Consider the following 14,012-nt stretch of genomic DNA (forward strand, 5'->3'; position numbering starts at 1 on the left):
TGGCCGTTTACGCTTTATGGATAAGCGCAAATAGCTATTTTAATTATAGCAAAATAGATGCTACCAAGGGCCTTCGGCCGGCCACGGCCCCGGCCGGCCTGCACAATGCGGGTTGCACTGCCGACTGTTTCGCCGTGATTGCTTCCCTGATTTCATCCCCACGCCTGTTCCTTGCCGTTTGCACCGGCCTGCTGGCCAGCGCCCTGGCGGGCTGCGCGCGCCTGCCGGAGGCCATGCCCGGGCTGGAGCAGCGCCACCTGCAGTTCACCCCGAACGATTTCGATGCCGCCAGCATGCACACGCGCCATGTGCTCGATTCGCAGGCCAACACCTGCGAGGCCGCGCGCCGCGCGCTGCTCAGCCAGGGCTACCTGGTGAACACCGCCAGCGCCGACACGGTGGCCGGGCGCAAGTACTACCAGCCGCACCAGGACGTGCACTACGAGGTACAGATGCGCGTGGTCTGCGCGCCCGAGGGGCAGGGCGATGCGCGCACCTCGGCCTTCGCCAGTGCGCTGCAGGACCGCTACGTGATCAAGAAGGTGAACAACTCCGCCTCGCTGGGCGTGGGCGGGCTGGGCTCGGTGTCGCTGCCGGTGTCGGCCACCGACGACACCCTGGTCAAGGTCGGCAGCGAGACGATCACCGACGCGCAGTTCTACGCCCGCTTCTTCCAGCTGTTCGAGCGCTATGTGCGCCTGGCGCCGCCGGGCACCGAGCCGGCGCTGATGCACCCGGCCAGCACCCCGGCGCAGGGGCCGGTGCTGGCGCCAGCCCCGGCCACCACCGCCGGTGTGGTGCAACCGGCAGCCAGTTCCCAGCCGCTGCCGCTGCAAGAGCCCGAGGCCGAGCAGCGTGCCGCAGCCACGGCGTTGCCGCCGGATGCGGCCATGCCGCCCGCTGCGCCCGTCGGGCAGCAGTAATTTTTCTCAGGTTCTTCCATGCCCTCCTTATCCCGTCGCCAGGCCGTGCGCGCCTGTTCACTGGCGCTGCTGCCGCTGTCTGCCACCACCACCAGCGCCCAGGGCGCGCCCACCAAGCTGGCGCTGATCGAAAGCCTCTCGGGCAGCTTTGCCAACACCGGCGAGGCGGTGTTCCGCAACCTGCTCTGGGCCACCGAGCGCGTGAACGCGCGCGGCGGCGTCAAGCTGCCGGGCGGTGCCAGGCCGCTGCAACTGCTGCGCTACGACAGCAAGGGCAGCAACGAGGAGGCGCTATCCGCCCTGCGCGCGGCCATCGACGATGGCGTGCACTTCGTGCTGCAGGGCAACAGCTCGGCCACGGCGGCGGCGCTGATCGAGGCTATCAGCAAACACAACCAGCGCGAACCGGGCCGGCGCGTGGTCTTCCTCAACTACTCGGCCGTCGATCCGCTGCTGACCAACGAACGCTGCAACTTCTGGCATTTCCGCTTCGACGCCCATGCCGACATGCGCATGGCCGCGCTGATGGAGGTGCTGCGCGAGGACAAGGCTTTGCAGCGCGCCTACCTGATAGGCCAGGACTACAGCTTCGGCCAGGCCGTGCTGCGCGAGGCGCGGCGCCAGCTCTCCGCGCAGCGGCCGGACGTCACCATCGTCGGCGACGAGCTGCACCCCGTCGGCCGGGTGAAGGACTTCGCCCCCTACGCCGTGAAGATCAAGGCCAGCGGCGCCCAGGCCGTCATCACCGGCAACTGGGGCAACGACCTGACGCTGCTGGTCAAGGCCGCGCGCGAGGTGGGCTACGACGGCATGTTCTACACCTTCTACGGCAACGCCCTGGGCGCGCCCGCCGCCCTGGGCGAGGCCGGCGTGGGCAAGGTGGTGGCCGTGGCCGACTGGTTGCCGAACCTGCCCACCGAGGGCAGTGCCGCCTTCTACCGCGCGTTTCGCGAGCGCTTCCCCAAGCCGCAGGACGACTACGTGCACATGCGCATGCAGCTCATGATCGAGGCCCTGGCCCAGGCCATGGAAAAGGCCGCCAGCACCGACGCGCTGCCCGTGGCGCGCGCGCTGGAGGGCGCCAGCGTCAGCCTGTACGGCCAGGCGGGCGCCATGCGCGCGGCGGATCACCAGTTCCAGCAGTCGCTGGTGGTCGGCGTGATGGATCGCCTCGGCGCCCCGGGCGTCAGGTTCGACGTCGAAGGCTCGGGCTACGGCTTTCGCGTGGTGCGCCAGATCACGGCGGAGAAGGCAGCACAGCCCACGACCTGCCAGATGCAGCGGCCTTGAGCCTGTGAATTAATTTGGGTCGAATTAATTGGCGAATTAATTGGGGTCAGATTCCAATTAATTTCGGCATTTGGCGCTTGCTGGTAGGGCGCTCGCAGCTCTTCTTTTTGATGTAGCTGGCCGAGACTCGCCCCGGCGGGCGACCTCCTTTCTTGCTCGTGCAAGAAAGGAGGCAAAGAACACGCCCCCAAGTCTGCGACCCCAACGCTTGAGCTACGGGGCAAACCTGGGTCGGGGCGCTTGCGGGGTGTGCCGCAGAACTCACTGCGCGCCTGCGGCGCTCCGTTCAAACAACCGCGGCAAGTCAGACAACGATGCGTGGGCGCTGCGACGCCCACGCTCACCCCGAAAGCACCCCGCCCCAGGCGCAGCCACAGGGGGGTGAACAGCCCGACACGGGCCATCGCTGCGCTTGGCCCGGCAGAAGACGCGCCCCTCACGAGGCCGAGCGCAGCGATGGCCCGTACCGTTCCCCCCTCCCTTCTGGCCGTGCCGAGAAGCGCAGGGCGCGGGGCGGGCTGGCGCCGCAGGACGCCAGCCTTCGTGAACTGACTTGCCGCAGTTGTTTGAGCGTAGCGCGCAGCGCGTAGCGAGTTCTGCGGCACGCCCCGCGAGCGAGCATCGCAGGTTGCCCCGTAGCGCAGCGAAGGGGACACGGACAGTAGGGTCGTCTTTCTTTGGCCTACCTTTCTTTGACGAAGCAAAGAAAGGTAGGTGCGCCGCCGGGCGCACATCCCGGCCAGCAATATCAAAAAGAATAGCGGCCTACGCCATAATCAAAATGGCTAGAACCAGATTCGGCACCTAATTGGAGTCTGACCCCAATTACTAATTGGAGTCTGACCCCAATTAATCCGACCCCAATTAATCCCAGTTAATCCCGTGCCGCCAGACCACCGGCCCTGGCCAAGCCCAAGCCCAAGCCCAAGCCCAAGCCCGTGGCCGCGGAGAGCGGTGGCGATGGGGAGTTTTGTAGCCGTCAGGGCACGCCGCGCGCCGCCGCCACCGCCCGGCCCAGCTCGATCACCGCCATGGCGTAGTAGCTTGACCAGTTGTAGCGCGTGACGGCGTAGAAGTTTTCGGTGCCGGCCACGTAGCTCGCTGGTGCGGCGCCGTTTTGCAGCTCCACCAGGGCTAGCGGGCCGGCGTACGTGGCGCCGTCGCCCTGCACCTGGGCGCCCTTGGCGGCCATGCTGGCCACGCTGAAGGTGGGCAGGATGTCGGGGGCCAGCAGCTCGTCAAGCTGCAGGCTGGCGGTGTCGAAGGCCACGGCGTAATGCGTGGCCATGCCGCTGTGCCAGCCATGGGCCACGAAGTAGTTGGCCACCGAGCCTATGGCGTCCGGCGCGCTGCGCCACAGGTCGATGCGGCCGTCGCCGTCAAAGTCCACCGCCCAGCGTGACCAGCTCGATGGCATGAACTGGCCCAGGCCCATGGCGCCGGCGTAGCTGCCGCGCGGGCTGTGCGGGTCGGTGCCGGTGCGATCCATCAGGGACAGGAACTGCTCCAGCTCGCGCTGGAAGAAGGCGCGCCGCTCGGGCGCGCGCGGGTGGGCGTCGGGGAAGTCGAAGGCGAGGGTGGCCAGCGCGTCGATGACGCGGTAGCCGCCCATGTGCTGGCCGTAGATGGTCTCCACGCCGATGATGCCGACGATGATTTCGGCCGGCACGCCGTACTCTTTCTCGGCCCGCGCCAGCGTCTCGGCGTTGTCCTGCCAGAAGCGCAGGCCCGCGCGTATGCGCACCGGCTCGACAAAGCGCGCGCGGTAGGCGGCCCAGTTCTTGGGTTGGCCCTTGGGCGGCGGCAGCACCAGGCGCGGCACCTCGCGCAGCAGGCGTGCCTGGCCTATGGCCTGGCGCACCCACTCGCGGTCCAGGCCGCGGCGTTCGGCCAGGTCGTCGGCGAAGCGCATGGCTTCGGCGCTTTCGGCGTAATGCGGGGCGGGAGCTGCCTTGGCAGGCTGTTTTTTAGGGTTGTTTTTGGCTGTAGCGCTTATAGATAAAGCGCAAGCAGCTATCAAAAATGTAGTTTTGAAGGTCAAGAATGTCATGGCGTTCCTGTGCCGCGCGATTGTGCCGTGGGCCAGGGCAGGCGGGCGAATTCGCGCCGCAGCTGTCCCAGGGTGGCGTCGGGTTGCGGGGCGTAGCGTGTTTGCTCCAGGCGCAGCAGCCATTGCGCGGCGGCCTCGGCGGGTGCGCCCAGCCGCTCGCGCGCCTGGCTGGCCATGGCGCGCGGCGGCAGGTGGGCGGGCAGCGCCAGGCCGGCGCGTGCCAGGCGCGCGCGCGCCTTCAGCAGCAGCCGCTGCCAGGGGTCCTGGCGGCTGCGCTCCCACAGCGCCCACAGGGCGCCGGCCAGGGCGGCGGCGCAGATCAGCAGGCCCAGCAGGCGCACCAGGTCCAGCCAGCTGGGTGCGGCAAAGCCCAGGGTCTTGAGCAGGTCGAACTGGCGTGCCTGGGTGTAGTTGAGCACCCACTGGTTCCAGCCGTTGTTGGCCGCCTCCCAGACGGTGCGCAGGTGCTGCACCAGGGTGGGGCTGACGACGGCGTCCATGGCCGTGCCCAGCATGCCGCGCGGCGCCTGCAGGCGCTGCAACTGGCCGACGCGGCCGGGGGCGACGGCGCTCGTCGGATCCACGCGCACCCAGCCGCGGCCGGCGATCCAGACCTCGGCCCAGGCATGGGCGTCGCTCTGGTGCACGGTCCAGTAACCGTCTATGGGGTTTTGCTGTCCGCCCTGGTAGCCGGTGATGATGCGCGCGGGTACGTCCAGCGCGCGCATCAGCACCACGAAGGCCGAGGCGATGTGCTCGCAAAAGCCCTCTTTGCGGTCAAACCAGAACTCGTCGGCGGTGTGCGCGCCATACAGGCCGGGCTCCAGCGTGTAGCGGTAACCGCCGCTGCGCAGTCGCCGCAGGGCGTCATCGACGAAGGCCTGGGCGCCGCCAGCGGCGAGCCGGGGGTTGGCCTGCATCTGCCGCGCCAGGGCCAGGGTGCGCGGGTTCAGCTCGGGCGGCAGTTGTACATAGGGTTGCATCTGCGGCGTGCGCCGCTGCGGGCCGTGGGTGAAGCGCAGGTGGCTCTCGGCGCGGTAGCGCAGCACGCTGTGGATGGGGCGGGTGGCGCTCCACTGTAGCTCGGGCGACATCAGCGCGCGGCCGCCATGGGGCAGCTCGGGCGGGGCTTGGGCGGCGTCCAGGGTCAGCAGCCAGGTTTGCTGGTGCGGCTCCAGCGTCAGTTCGTAGCCCAGCGGCGCGCCCTGCACCTGCAGGTTGGCGGCCGTGGGCGCGGCCCAGCCGGCGACGGCGCGCGCCTCGGGTTGCGACAGGGCAAACCATTCGCGCCCATTGAAGGCCGTGAGCACCGGGCCGCGAAAGTACAGCTCCTGCGGCGCTGGAGGCTCGCCGCCGTCAAAGCGCACGCGCAGCGCCACGCTGCCGTCCTGCACCAGCGACGCCATGCTGCCTATGCTCATCTGCGCCGACAGGCCGGTGCGCGCGCTGGTCTTGTCCACGGGCAGGCCCCATAGCGGGGCCATGCGCGGGAACAGCACAAACAGCAGCGCCATCAGGGGCGCGCCCAGCAGCATCATGTGCGCCGCCGTGCGCATGGCCTGCAGGAACGGCGGCCGACCCACCGGCATATGTGCGTTGACCAGCGCCGTGAGCAGGCCCAGCAGCGCCACCAGCATCAGCGCGGCAATCGGCAGCGCCTGCGAATAGAAGAAGTTGGCCAGCAGCGTGAAAAAACCCAGGAAGAACACCACCATGGCGTCACGTCGTGCGCGCAACTCCAGCGTCTTCAGCGCCAGCAGCATGACGATCAGGGTCACGCCGGCGTCGCGCCCGACGATGGTGCCGTGCGACAGCAGCGTCAGCAGCACCACCAGCGCCAGCAGCAAGGCCGTGAGCCAGCGCCCTGGAAGCGGCCGACCGCCCACGGCCAGCCAGCCGCGCCAGGCCAGCAGCGTGGCCGTCATGGCGCTGGCCCAGGCCGGCAGGTGCGCGGCCAGCGGCGCGATGCAGCAGGCGATGACGGCCAGCAGAAACAGCGTGTCGCGCGCATCGCGCGGCAGGCGCGACAGCGGGGCCAGGCGGCCGGCCAGGGTCATGGCCGGCCTCCAGTGCTTTTGTCGCCAGTCTTTTCGCTATATAAAATATAGCTGTTTGCGCTTGGTGGCATTGCGTTAGTTGCCAATTTTGTTCATATTTCCGATCAGCACAGCGCCAGGGCCTCCAGGCAGCGGCGCCGGTGTGCCGGGCCATGGTCGGGCGCGATCTCCCGCCCGGGCAGGCGCAGGCCGTAGTCCTGCCCCAGGCGGTCGGCCTGCAGCACCCAGGCCGTCAGGCGCGACAGGCGATCCTCGGGCGCCGGCAGGCCGGTGGCGGCAAAGTCCAGCCACAGCTGCTGGCGCTGGGACTGCTGGGTATCGCGGCTGACCAGGTCGTTGCTGCCGGTGGCCAGCGACTTGGCGGCCTTCTTCCAGACCACCAGCTTCAGCGGGTCGCCGCGCTGGTAGGCGCGCACGCCGTCAAATTCTCCCAGGCCACGCGCGCGGGCCTGGCCGGGGCCGCTGCTGTGCGGCTCAGGTGGCGGCAGCGGCGGTGCAGGGGTCTCGGGCCGGGGATAAACCAGCACCTGCGCCGCCGGGCGCCACAGCGCCCAGCTGCGAAAGGTGCCCAGCGGGTAGCGCGTCTCCAGCTTCAACAGCGGCGCGCCTTGCAGGCCGCGCCGCGCGGGCGCAAAGGCCACCTGCACCGTGGCGCTGCCCTGGCCGGGCACGTCGCACCAGACCCATTCGCGCGACTGATGGCTGCCGCGCACGGCCACGCCTATGCCATAGCGTGTGGCGCGGGCGGCGTTGTGCAACTGCACCTGCAGGACTGCGCCCGCGCCCAGGAACTGCGGCTCGGGCACCAGCAGGCGCAGCGACAGGCCGCGCAGCGTGGCGTGGCACAGGTACAGGCTGGCGGCCGCGCTGCCAGTCAGCAGAAAGGTCAGCAGATAGCCCAGGTTGAGCTGGAAGTTGATCGACGCCACCAGCAGCACCAGCAGTGTCAGCGCCAGCATCCAGCCCGCGCCGGTGGGCAGGATGAAGACGTTGCGCTGGGTCAGCTGCAATGTGTCGGTGCGCGGCAGGCGCGCGCTCCACCAGCGGTACCAGCGCGCGAGCAGGCCGGTGCGGCGCCTTGCCGGTGGGCTTGTCGGAGGAAATGGGGCCGCGGGGTTCACCGCCTGGCCAGGGGTTGTTGGCATGTCAGGGCAGGGGCACGGATTCGAGCATGGCGCGCACCTGCTCCACGCTGCCGCGCCCGGCGTCGCCCACGGGCACCAGGCGGTGGGCGATGGTCTGCGGCAGGATGGCCTGCACGTCGTCGGGCGCCACATAGTCGCGCCCCTCTATCAGCGCCTGGGCCTTGGCCGCGCGCATCAGCGCAATGCCGGCGCGCGGCGACAGGCCCTGCACGAACCAGCGCCCCGAGCGCGTGGCGGCGATCAGGTCCTGCACGTAGTTGAGCAGCGGAGCGGCCGCATGAACGGCCAGCACCTGGTGCTGCAGAGCGGCCAGCTCGGCCTCGGACAGCAGTGGCGGCAGGGCGGTCAGCATGTCGCGGCGGTCGCCGCCGGCCAGCAGCTGGCGCTCGCTGGCGCGATCGGGGTAGCCCAGGGAGATGCGCATCAGAAAGCGGTCCAGCTGGCTCTCGGGCAGGGCAAAGGTGCCCAGCTGGTCGTGCGGGTTCTGCGTGGCGATGACGAAGAAGGGCTGGGGCAGGGGGCGCGTGGCGCCCTCCACCGAGACCTGCTTTTCCTCCATGGCCTCGAGCAGCGCGCTCTGCGTCTTGGGGCTGGCACGGTTGATCTCGTCGGCCAGCAGCACCTGGGTGAACACCGGGCCGGGGTGGAACACGAAAGACTCCTTGCCGCGCTCATAGATGGACACGCCGGTGAGGTCGCTGGGCATCAGGTCGGCCGTGAATTGCACGCGTGTGAACGACAGACCAAAGGTGCGCGCCAGGGCATGCGCCAGGGTGGTCTTGCCGACCCCGGGAACGTCTTCTATCAGCAGATGCCCGCCCGCCAGCAGGCAGGTGACGCAGTCCTGGACTTGTAAGCTTTTCCCGGTGATCACCGTGTTAAGCTGACTTAAAAGTGATTGGATCTTGTGCTGTGCGTGCATGGCCTGACGTTATCCGAAAACAATTGATACACGGGAGATTGACTGTGAGCAAGACGGGCTATTACACGCATCGCGACTGCCGCCTGCACGAGATGGGGCCGGGTCACCCCGAATGTCCGGCGCGGCTTGATGCGATCGAGGACAGGCTGTTGGTCTCCGGCGTGTCGGCCGCCCTCGATCACCGCGAGGCGCCGCTGCCCTCCCTGGCCGACATCGAACTGGCACACGACCGCATGCATGTGGCGGCGCTGCGAGGCCTGTCGCTGCGCCTGGTCGAGGAAGAAGAGGCCGGCGGCTCACCCTATTTTCAGCTCGACACCGACACCGCCATGAATCGCCACACCTGGACGGCGGCGCTGCGCGCAGCGGGTGCGGCGGTCGATGCCGTGGATGCCATCATGGCCGGCGAGCTGGAAAACGCCTTCTGCAGCGTGCGCCCGCCCGGCCACCATGCCGAGCACAAGAAGGCCATGGGCTTTTGCTTTTTCAACAACGTGGCCGTGGCTGCCAAATATGCGCTGCAACGCCACAACCTGAAGCGTGTGGCCGTGATCGATTTCGACGTGCACCATGGCAACGGCACCGAGGACATCCTGGCCGGCGACGAGCGCGCCCTCATGGTCAGCATCTTCCAGCACCCCTTCTACCCCTACAGCGGAGACCAGGATCCGGCGCCCAACATGCTCAACGTGCCCGTGCCCGCCTACACCAAGGGCATGGACGTGCGCGAGATCGTGGAGATGGTCTGGATGCCGCGCCTGGAGGCCTTCAAGCCCGAGATGATCTTTGTCAGCGCCGGCTTTGACGCGCACCGTGACGACGACATGGGCCAGCTCGGCCTGACCGAGCAGGACTACACCTGGATCACCATGCGCATCAAGGACGTGGCGCGGCGCTTTGCCAACAAGCGCATCGTCTCCTGTCTGGAGGGCGGCTACGTGATGGGGCCACTGGCGCGCAGCGTGGAAGCCCATGTGCGCGTACTGGCCGATCTGTGAAGGAGTGGGCACCAATGTCCGATGAAGCCGACTTGCTGCAGGTGGAGCGCGATGCGCGCGGCGTGGTCACGCTGACGCTGAACGACCCGAAACGCTTCAACGCCCTGGGCCACGAGATGCTGGCCGCGTTGCAGCAGGCGCTGGCCGATGTGGCGCGGGACGAGGGCGCGCGCGTGGTGGTGCTGGCCGCGGCCGGCAAGGCCTTCTGCGCCGGCCACAACCTCAAGGACATGGCGCAGCACCCGGATCTGGCCTGGTACCAGGACTTGTTTGGGCGCTGCAGCCGCGTGATGCTGGCCATCCACAAGCTGCCCGTGCCGGTGATCGCGCGCGTGCAGGGCATGGCCACGGCGGCCGGCTGCCAGCTGGTGGCGCAATGCGACCTGGCCGTGGCCAGCGAGGCCGCCAGCTTTGCCACCAGCGGCATCCACTACGGCCTGTTCTGCGCCACGCCCAGCGTGCCCCTGGTGCGCAACGTGCCGACCAAGCGGGCCATGGAAATGCTGCTCACGGGCGATTTCATCGACGCGCGCACGGCCCTGGAGCAGGGGCTGGTGAACCGCGTCGTGGCGCCTGGGCTGCTGGACGTCGAGGTCGAGCTGCTGGTGCAGTCCATCGTGGAAAAGCCCCGCGCGGCCGTCGCCATGGGCAAGGCCCTGGTCTATCAACAGCGCGAACTGGGACTGGAGGCCGCCTATCAGCTGGCCGGTCAGGCCATGGCCTGCAACATGATGGACGCGGCGGCCCAGGAGGGCGCGCGCGCCTTTGCCGAGAAACGTCAGCCGGCCTGGAAGCCGGGCTGATCGTCCCGGTGGCAAAGGTGTCGCAGCCGCTTGGCTGCGCATCGGTACCCTGGCATAATCATTTAAAAGTACGATCGTTCTTTTTTTAAAAAGTGCGGGCTTGCAGGTATTGCCGATGGTCAAAATGCTGCAGTGCGCAATAGAATGATCCGATTTACGTACACGTCAATCAACAATTGAAGGAGCAGCAGCAATGAAGGTCTTGGTCCCCGTCAAACGCGTGGTGGACTACAACGTGAAGGTCCGCGTGAAGTCGGACGGCACGGGTGTGGACATCGCCAACGTCAAGATGAGCATGAACCCCTTTGACGAAATCGCCGTCGAAGAGGCCGTGCGTCTGAAAGAAAAAGGCGTCGTCACCGAAGTCGTCGCCGTCAGCTGCGGCGTGGCGCAATGCCAGGAAACCCTGCGCACCGCCATGGCCATCGGCGCCGACCGCGGCATCCTGGTCGAAACCAACGAAGAACTGCAGCCCCTGGCCGTGGCCAAGCTGCTCAAGGCCCTGGTGGACAAGGAACAGCCCGGCCTCGTCATCCTGGGCAAGCAGGCCATCGACGACGACGCCAACCAGACCGGCCAGATGCTCGCCGCCCTGGCCGACCTGCCCCAGGCCACGTTCGCCAGCAAGGTCGAACTGGCCGGCGACAAGGTGAACGTCACGCGCGAGGTCGACGGCGGCCTGGAAACCCTGCAGCTGTCCACCCCGGCGGTCATCACCACCGACCTGCGCCTCAATGAGCCGCGCTACGTCACGCTGCCCAACATCATGAAGGCCAAGAAAAAGCAGCTCGACACCGTCAAGCCCGAAGACCTGGGCGTCGATGTCGCCCCGCGCCTGAAGACCCTCAAGGTGGTCGAACCCGCCAAACGCGGCGCCGGCATCAAGGTGCCAGACGTGGCGACCCTGGTCGCCAAACTCAAGAACGAAGCCAAAGTAATCTGAATGTTTTGCGGGACAGCCCAAGATTTGCGAAGCAAATTTGCTCTGTCCCCAACCGATAAGGAACTGATTTCATGACCGCACTCGTTATTGCAGAACACGACAACGCCTCCATCAAGGCCGCCACGCTCAACACCGTCACCGCAGCCCTGGCCTGCGGTGGCGACGTGCATGTGCTGGTCGCCGGCGAAGGCGCAGCCGCCGCCGCAGCCGCCGCCGCACAGATCACCGGCGTCGCCAAGGTACTCCACGCCGACGGCGCGTCCCTGAAGGACGGCCTGGCCGAGAACCTGGCCGCGCAAGTCCTGGCGATTGCATCCAGCTACAGCCACATCCTGTTCCCCGCCACCGCATCGGGCAAGAACGTCGCCCCGCGCGTGGCCGCCAAGCTCGACGTGGCGCAGATCAGCGACATCACCAAGGTGGTCAGCCCCGACAGCTTCGAGCGCCCGATCTACGCCGGCAACGCCATCGCCACCGTGCAGTCCGCCGACGCGGTGAAGGTGATCACCGTGCGCGGCACCGGCTTTGACGCCGCCGCTGCCAGCGGTGGCAGCGCCGCCGTGGACAGCGTGGCCGCCGTGCAGGACGCTGGCAAGAGCAGCTTCGTCGGCCGCGAGGTCACCAAGAGCGACCGGCCCGAACTCACGGCAGCCAAGATCATCGTCTCGGGTGGCCGCGCGCTGGGCAGCGCCGAGAAGTTCAACGAGGTCATCACCCCGCTGGCCGACAAGCTGGGCGCGGCCATCGGCGCCAGCCGCGCCGCGGTGGACGCGGGCTACGCCCCGAACGACCTGCAGGTGGGCCAGACGGGCAAGATCGTCGCGCCCCAGCTGTACATCGCCTGCGGCATCTCCGGGGCCATCCAGCACCTGGCGGGCATGAAGGACAGCAAGGTCATCGTGGCCATCAACAAGGACCCCGAGGCGCCCATCTTCTCCGTGGCCGACTACGGGCTGGAGGCGGATCTGTTCCAGGCGGTGCCGGAGCTGGTCAACGCGCTCTGAGCGCGCGCCACCGTACCGGGGCATCGCGTGCGATGCCCTTTTTTTCGCCACCCATCTCCATCCAACCATATCCATTCCCATGAGCTATACCGCCCCCGTCAAGGACATGTTGTTTGCCATCGAGCACCTGGCGCGCATCGACCACGTCGCGCAGATTCCCGGCTTTGAGGATGCGGGCCTGGACACGGCCGCCGCCGTGTTGGAGGAATGCGCCAAGTTCAACGAGGGGGTGGTGGCGCCGCTGAACGTGGAGGGCGACCGCAACCCGTCCTCGTTCAAGGACGGTCAGGTCACCACCACGCCCGGTTTCAAGGACGCGTACGCCCAGTTCACCGAGGCCGGCTGGCAGGGGCTGCAGCACCCGGCAGCCTTTGGTGGCCAGGGCCTGCCCAAGACCATTGGAGCGGCCTGCGGCGAAATCCTGCACGCCGCCAACCTGAGCTTTGCGCTGTGCCCGCTGCTCACTGATGGCGCCATCGAGGCGCTGCTCACCGCTGGCAGCGAGGAACTCAAGGCCATTTACCTGGAGAAGCTGATTTCCGGCCAGTGGACCGGCACCATGAACCTGACCGAGCCCCAGGCCGGCTCCGATCTGGCCCAGGTGCGTACCAAGGCCGAGCCGCAGGGCGACGGCACCTACAAGGTTTTCGGCACCAAGATCTTTATCACCTATGGTGAGCACGACATGGCCGAGAACATCGTGCACCTGGTGCTGGCGCGCGTGGCCGGGGCGCCCGAGGGCGTCAAGGGCATCAGTCTGTTCGTGGTGCCGAAGTTCATGGTCAATAGCGATGGCAGCCTGGGCGCGCGCAACGATGCGCATTGCGTCTCCATCGAGCACAAGCTGGGGATCAAGGCCAGCCCCACGGCCGTGCTGCAGTTTGGTGACCACGGCGGCGCCATCGGTTATTTGGTGGGCGAGGAGAACCGCGGCCTGGAGTACATGTTCATCATGATGAACGCCGCCCGCTACGGCGTGGGCGTACAGGGCATTGCGGTGGCCGAGCGCGCCTACCAGCAGGCCGTGCAGTATGCGCGCGAGCGCGTGCAAAGCCGCCCCGTCGATGGCAGCCTGCCGGCCGCCGGCCCCATCATCCACCACCCCGATGTGCGCCGCATGCTGATGACCATGCGTGCCTACACCGAGGGCTGCCGCGCCATGGCCAGCGTGGCCGCGGCCGCCTTCGATGCGGCGCATCACCATCCTGACCCGCAGGTGGCCAGGGATAACGCGGCCTTCTATGAGTTCCTGGTGCCGCTGGTCAAGGGCTACAGCACCGAGATGAGCCAGGAGGTCACCAGCCTGGGTGTGCAGGTGCATGGCGGCATGGGCTTCATCGAGGAAACCGGGGCCGCCCAGCATTACCGCGACAGCAAGATCCTGACCATCTACGAGGGCACGACCGCCATCCAGGCCAATGACCTGGTGGGGCGCAAGACGGCGCGCGACGGCGGTCAGTTGGCGAAGGCAGTCGCCGCGCAGATCGAGCAGACCGAGGCCGAGCTGCAGGCCAGCGGCACTGCCGACGCCCAGGCCGTGGCCCGGCGGCTGGCAGCCGCGCGCCAGGCCTTTCTGGATGCCGTGGACTTCATGGCCGCGAATACCAAGGCCAACCCGAACGCCGCCTTTGCCGGCAGCGTGCCCTACCTGATGTTGGCCGGCAACCTGGTGGCCGGCTGGCAAATGGGTCGCGCGCTGCTGGTGGCGCAGCAGCTGTCGTCCAAGGGACAGGATCAGGCCTTCATGCAGGCCAAGATCGCCACGGCGCGCTTCTATGCCGAGCACATTCTGGTGAAGGCCCCGGCGCAGCGCGACGCCATCGTCGAGGGCGCGGCCAGCGTCACGGCGCTGGCGCTCGATGCGTTTTGACGATTGA

At 67.8% G+C, this 14,012-nt stretch carries 11 protein-coding genes; 7 read left to right on the plus strand and 4 right to left on the minus strand.

Annotation, left to right across the window (positions count from 1 at the left end; genetic code table 11):
- The first annotated feature begins 134 nt into the window (after nucleotides 1-134).
- Both P4826_RS01300 and P4826_RS01305 read left to right on the plus strand, forming a co-directional pair.
- Nucleotides 135-923, plus strand: coding sequence for a DUF2242 domain-containing protein (locus tag P4826_RS01300; protein WP_425605202.1), 789 nt, complete (start codon nucleotides 135-137; stop codon nucleotides 921-923).
- Nucleotides 924-941: 18 nt separating this feature from the next.
- On the plus strand, nucleotides 942-2,213 hold the full coding sequence (locus P4826_RS01305; protein ID WP_317702211.1) for a branched-chain amino acid ABC transporter substrate-binding protein: 1,272 nt from the start codon (nucleotides 942-944) through the stop codon (nucleotides 2,211-2,213).
- Nucleotides 2,214-3,192: 979 nt separating this feature from the next.
- Here the strand turns inward: P4826_RS01305 and mltB are convergent.
- From mltB to P4826_RS01325, 4 genes are all read right to left on the minus strand, one after another.
- Nucleotides 3,193-4,263: a lytic murein transglycosylase B gene (mltB, locus tag P4826_RS01310; protein WP_317702212.1), complete on the minus strand. Its 1,071-nt coding sequence runs from the start codon at nucleotides 4,261-4,263 to the stop codon at nucleotides 3,193-3,195.
- Nucleotides 4,260-6,320, minus strand: coding sequence for a transglutaminase TgpA family protein (locus P4826_RS01315; RefSeq protein WP_317702213.1), 2,061 nt, complete (start codon nucleotides 6,318-6,320; stop codon nucleotides 4,260-4,262). Before P4826_RS01315 ends, mltB begins: the two co-directional genes overlap by 4 nt.
- A 104-nt stretch (nucleotides 6,321-6,424) precedes the next feature.
- Nucleotides 6,425-7,465: a DUF58 domain-containing protein gene (locus tag P4826_RS01320; protein ID WP_317702214.1), complete on the minus strand. Its 1,041-nt coding sequence runs from the start codon at nucleotides 7,463-7,465 to the stop codon at nucleotides 6,425-6,427.
- 1 nt (nucleotide 7,466) lies between these two features.
- Entirely contained in the window at nucleotides 7,467-8,387 is a 921-nt protein-coding gene (locus P4826_RS01325) for an AAA family ATPase (RefSeq protein ID WP_317702215.1), read from the minus strand.
- A 92-nt stretch (nucleotides 8,388-8,479) separates the two neighbouring features.
- On the opposite strand from P4826_RS01325, the gene P4826_RS01330 reads away from it, so the two are divergent.
- The 5 genes from P4826_RS01330 (at nucleotide 8,480) to P4826_RS01350 (ending at nucleotide 14,005) form a co-directional block, all read left to right on the plus strand.
- The gene (locus tag P4826_RS01330) at nucleotides 8,480-9,385 is read left to right on the plus strand and encodes a histone deacetylase family protein (protein WP_317703685.1); all 906 of its coding nucleotides are present in this window, start codon (nucleotides 8,480-8,482) and stop codon (nucleotides 9,383-9,385) included.
- 14 nt (nucleotides 9,386-9,399) lie between these two features.
- The gene (locus P4826_RS01335; RefSeq protein ID WP_317702216.1) at nucleotides 9,400-10,188 is read left to right on the plus strand and encodes an enoyl-CoA hydratase; all 789 of its coding nucleotides are present in this window, start codon (nucleotides 9,400-9,402) and stop codon (nucleotides 10,186-10,188) included.
- 193 nt (nucleotides 10,189-10,381) lie between these two features.
- Complete coding sequence (locus P4826_RS01340; protein WP_317702217.1) at nucleotides 10,382-11,131, plus strand: electron transfer flavoprotein subunit beta/FixA family protein; 750 nt, start codon at nucleotides 10,382-10,384, stop codon at nucleotides 11,129-11,131.
- A 71-nt stretch (nucleotides 11,132-11,202) separates the two neighbouring features.
- On the plus strand, nucleotides 11,203-12,135 hold the full coding sequence (locus tag P4826_RS01345; RefSeq protein ID WP_317702218.1) for an electron transfer flavoprotein subunit alpha/FixB family protein: 933 nt from the start codon (nucleotides 11,203-11,205) through the stop codon (nucleotides 12,133-12,135).
- Between the two features lie 79 nt (nucleotides 12,136-12,214).
- Nucleotides 12,215-14,005 (plus strand): acyl-CoA dehydrogenase, encoded by a 1,791-nt coding sequence (locus P4826_RS01350; protein WP_317702219.1) that lies wholly within the window; start codon nucleotides 12,215-12,217, stop codon nucleotides 14,003-14,005.
- The last annotated feature ends 7 nt before the right edge of the window (nucleotides 14,006-14,012 follow it).

This window comes from Diaphorobacter limosus, assembly GCF_033100095.1.
Lineage (GTDB): Bacteria > Pseudomonadota > Gammaproteobacteria > Burkholderiales > Burkholderiaceae_C > Alicycliphilus > Alicycliphilus limosus.

What these genes read in the sequence shown, in the direction of transcription:
- P4826_RS01350 (WP_317702219.1), top strand. Translation starts at nt 12,215, where the DNA reads ATGAGCTATACCGCCCCCGTCAAGGACATGTTGTTTGCCATCGAGCAC.
- P4826_RS01330 (WP_317703685.1), top strand. Translation starts at nt 8,480, where the DNA reads ATGGGGCCGGGTCACCCCGAATGTCCGGCGCGGCTTGATGCGATCGAG.
- P4826_RS01305 (WP_317702211.1), top strand. Translation starts at nt 942, where the DNA reads ATGCCCTCCTTATCCCGTCGCCAGGCCGTGCGCGCCTGTTCACTGGCG.
- P4826_RS01320 (WP_317702214.1), bottom strand. Translation starts at nt 7,465, where the DNA reads ATGCCAACAACCCCTGGCCAGGCGGTGAACCCCGCGGCCCCATTTCCT.
- P4826_RS01340 (WP_317702217.1), top strand. Translation starts at nt 10,382, where the DNA reads ATGAAGGTCTTGGTCCCCGTCAAACGCGTGGTGGACTACAACGTGAAG.
- P4826_RS01345 (WP_317702218.1), top strand. Translation starts at nt 11,203, where the DNA reads ATGACCGCACTCGTTATTGCAGAACACGACAACGCCTCCATCAAGGCC.
- P4826_RS01325 (WP_317702215.1), bottom strand. Translation starts at nt 8,387, where the DNA reads ATGCACGCACAGCACAAGATCCAATCACTTTTAAGTCAGCTTAACACG.
- P4826_RS01315 (WP_317702213.1), bottom strand. Translation starts at nt 6,320, where the DNA reads ATGACCCTGGCCGGCCGCCTGGCCCCGCTGTCGCGCCTGCCGCGCGAT.
- mltB (WP_317702212.1), bottom strand. Translation starts at nt 4,263, where the DNA reads ATGACATTCTTGACCTTCAAAACTACATTTTTGATAGCTGCTTGCGCT.
- P4826_RS01335 (WP_317702216.1), top strand. Translation starts at nt 9,400, where the DNA reads ATGTCCGATGAAGCCGACTTGCTGCAGGTGGAGCGCGATGCGCGCGGC.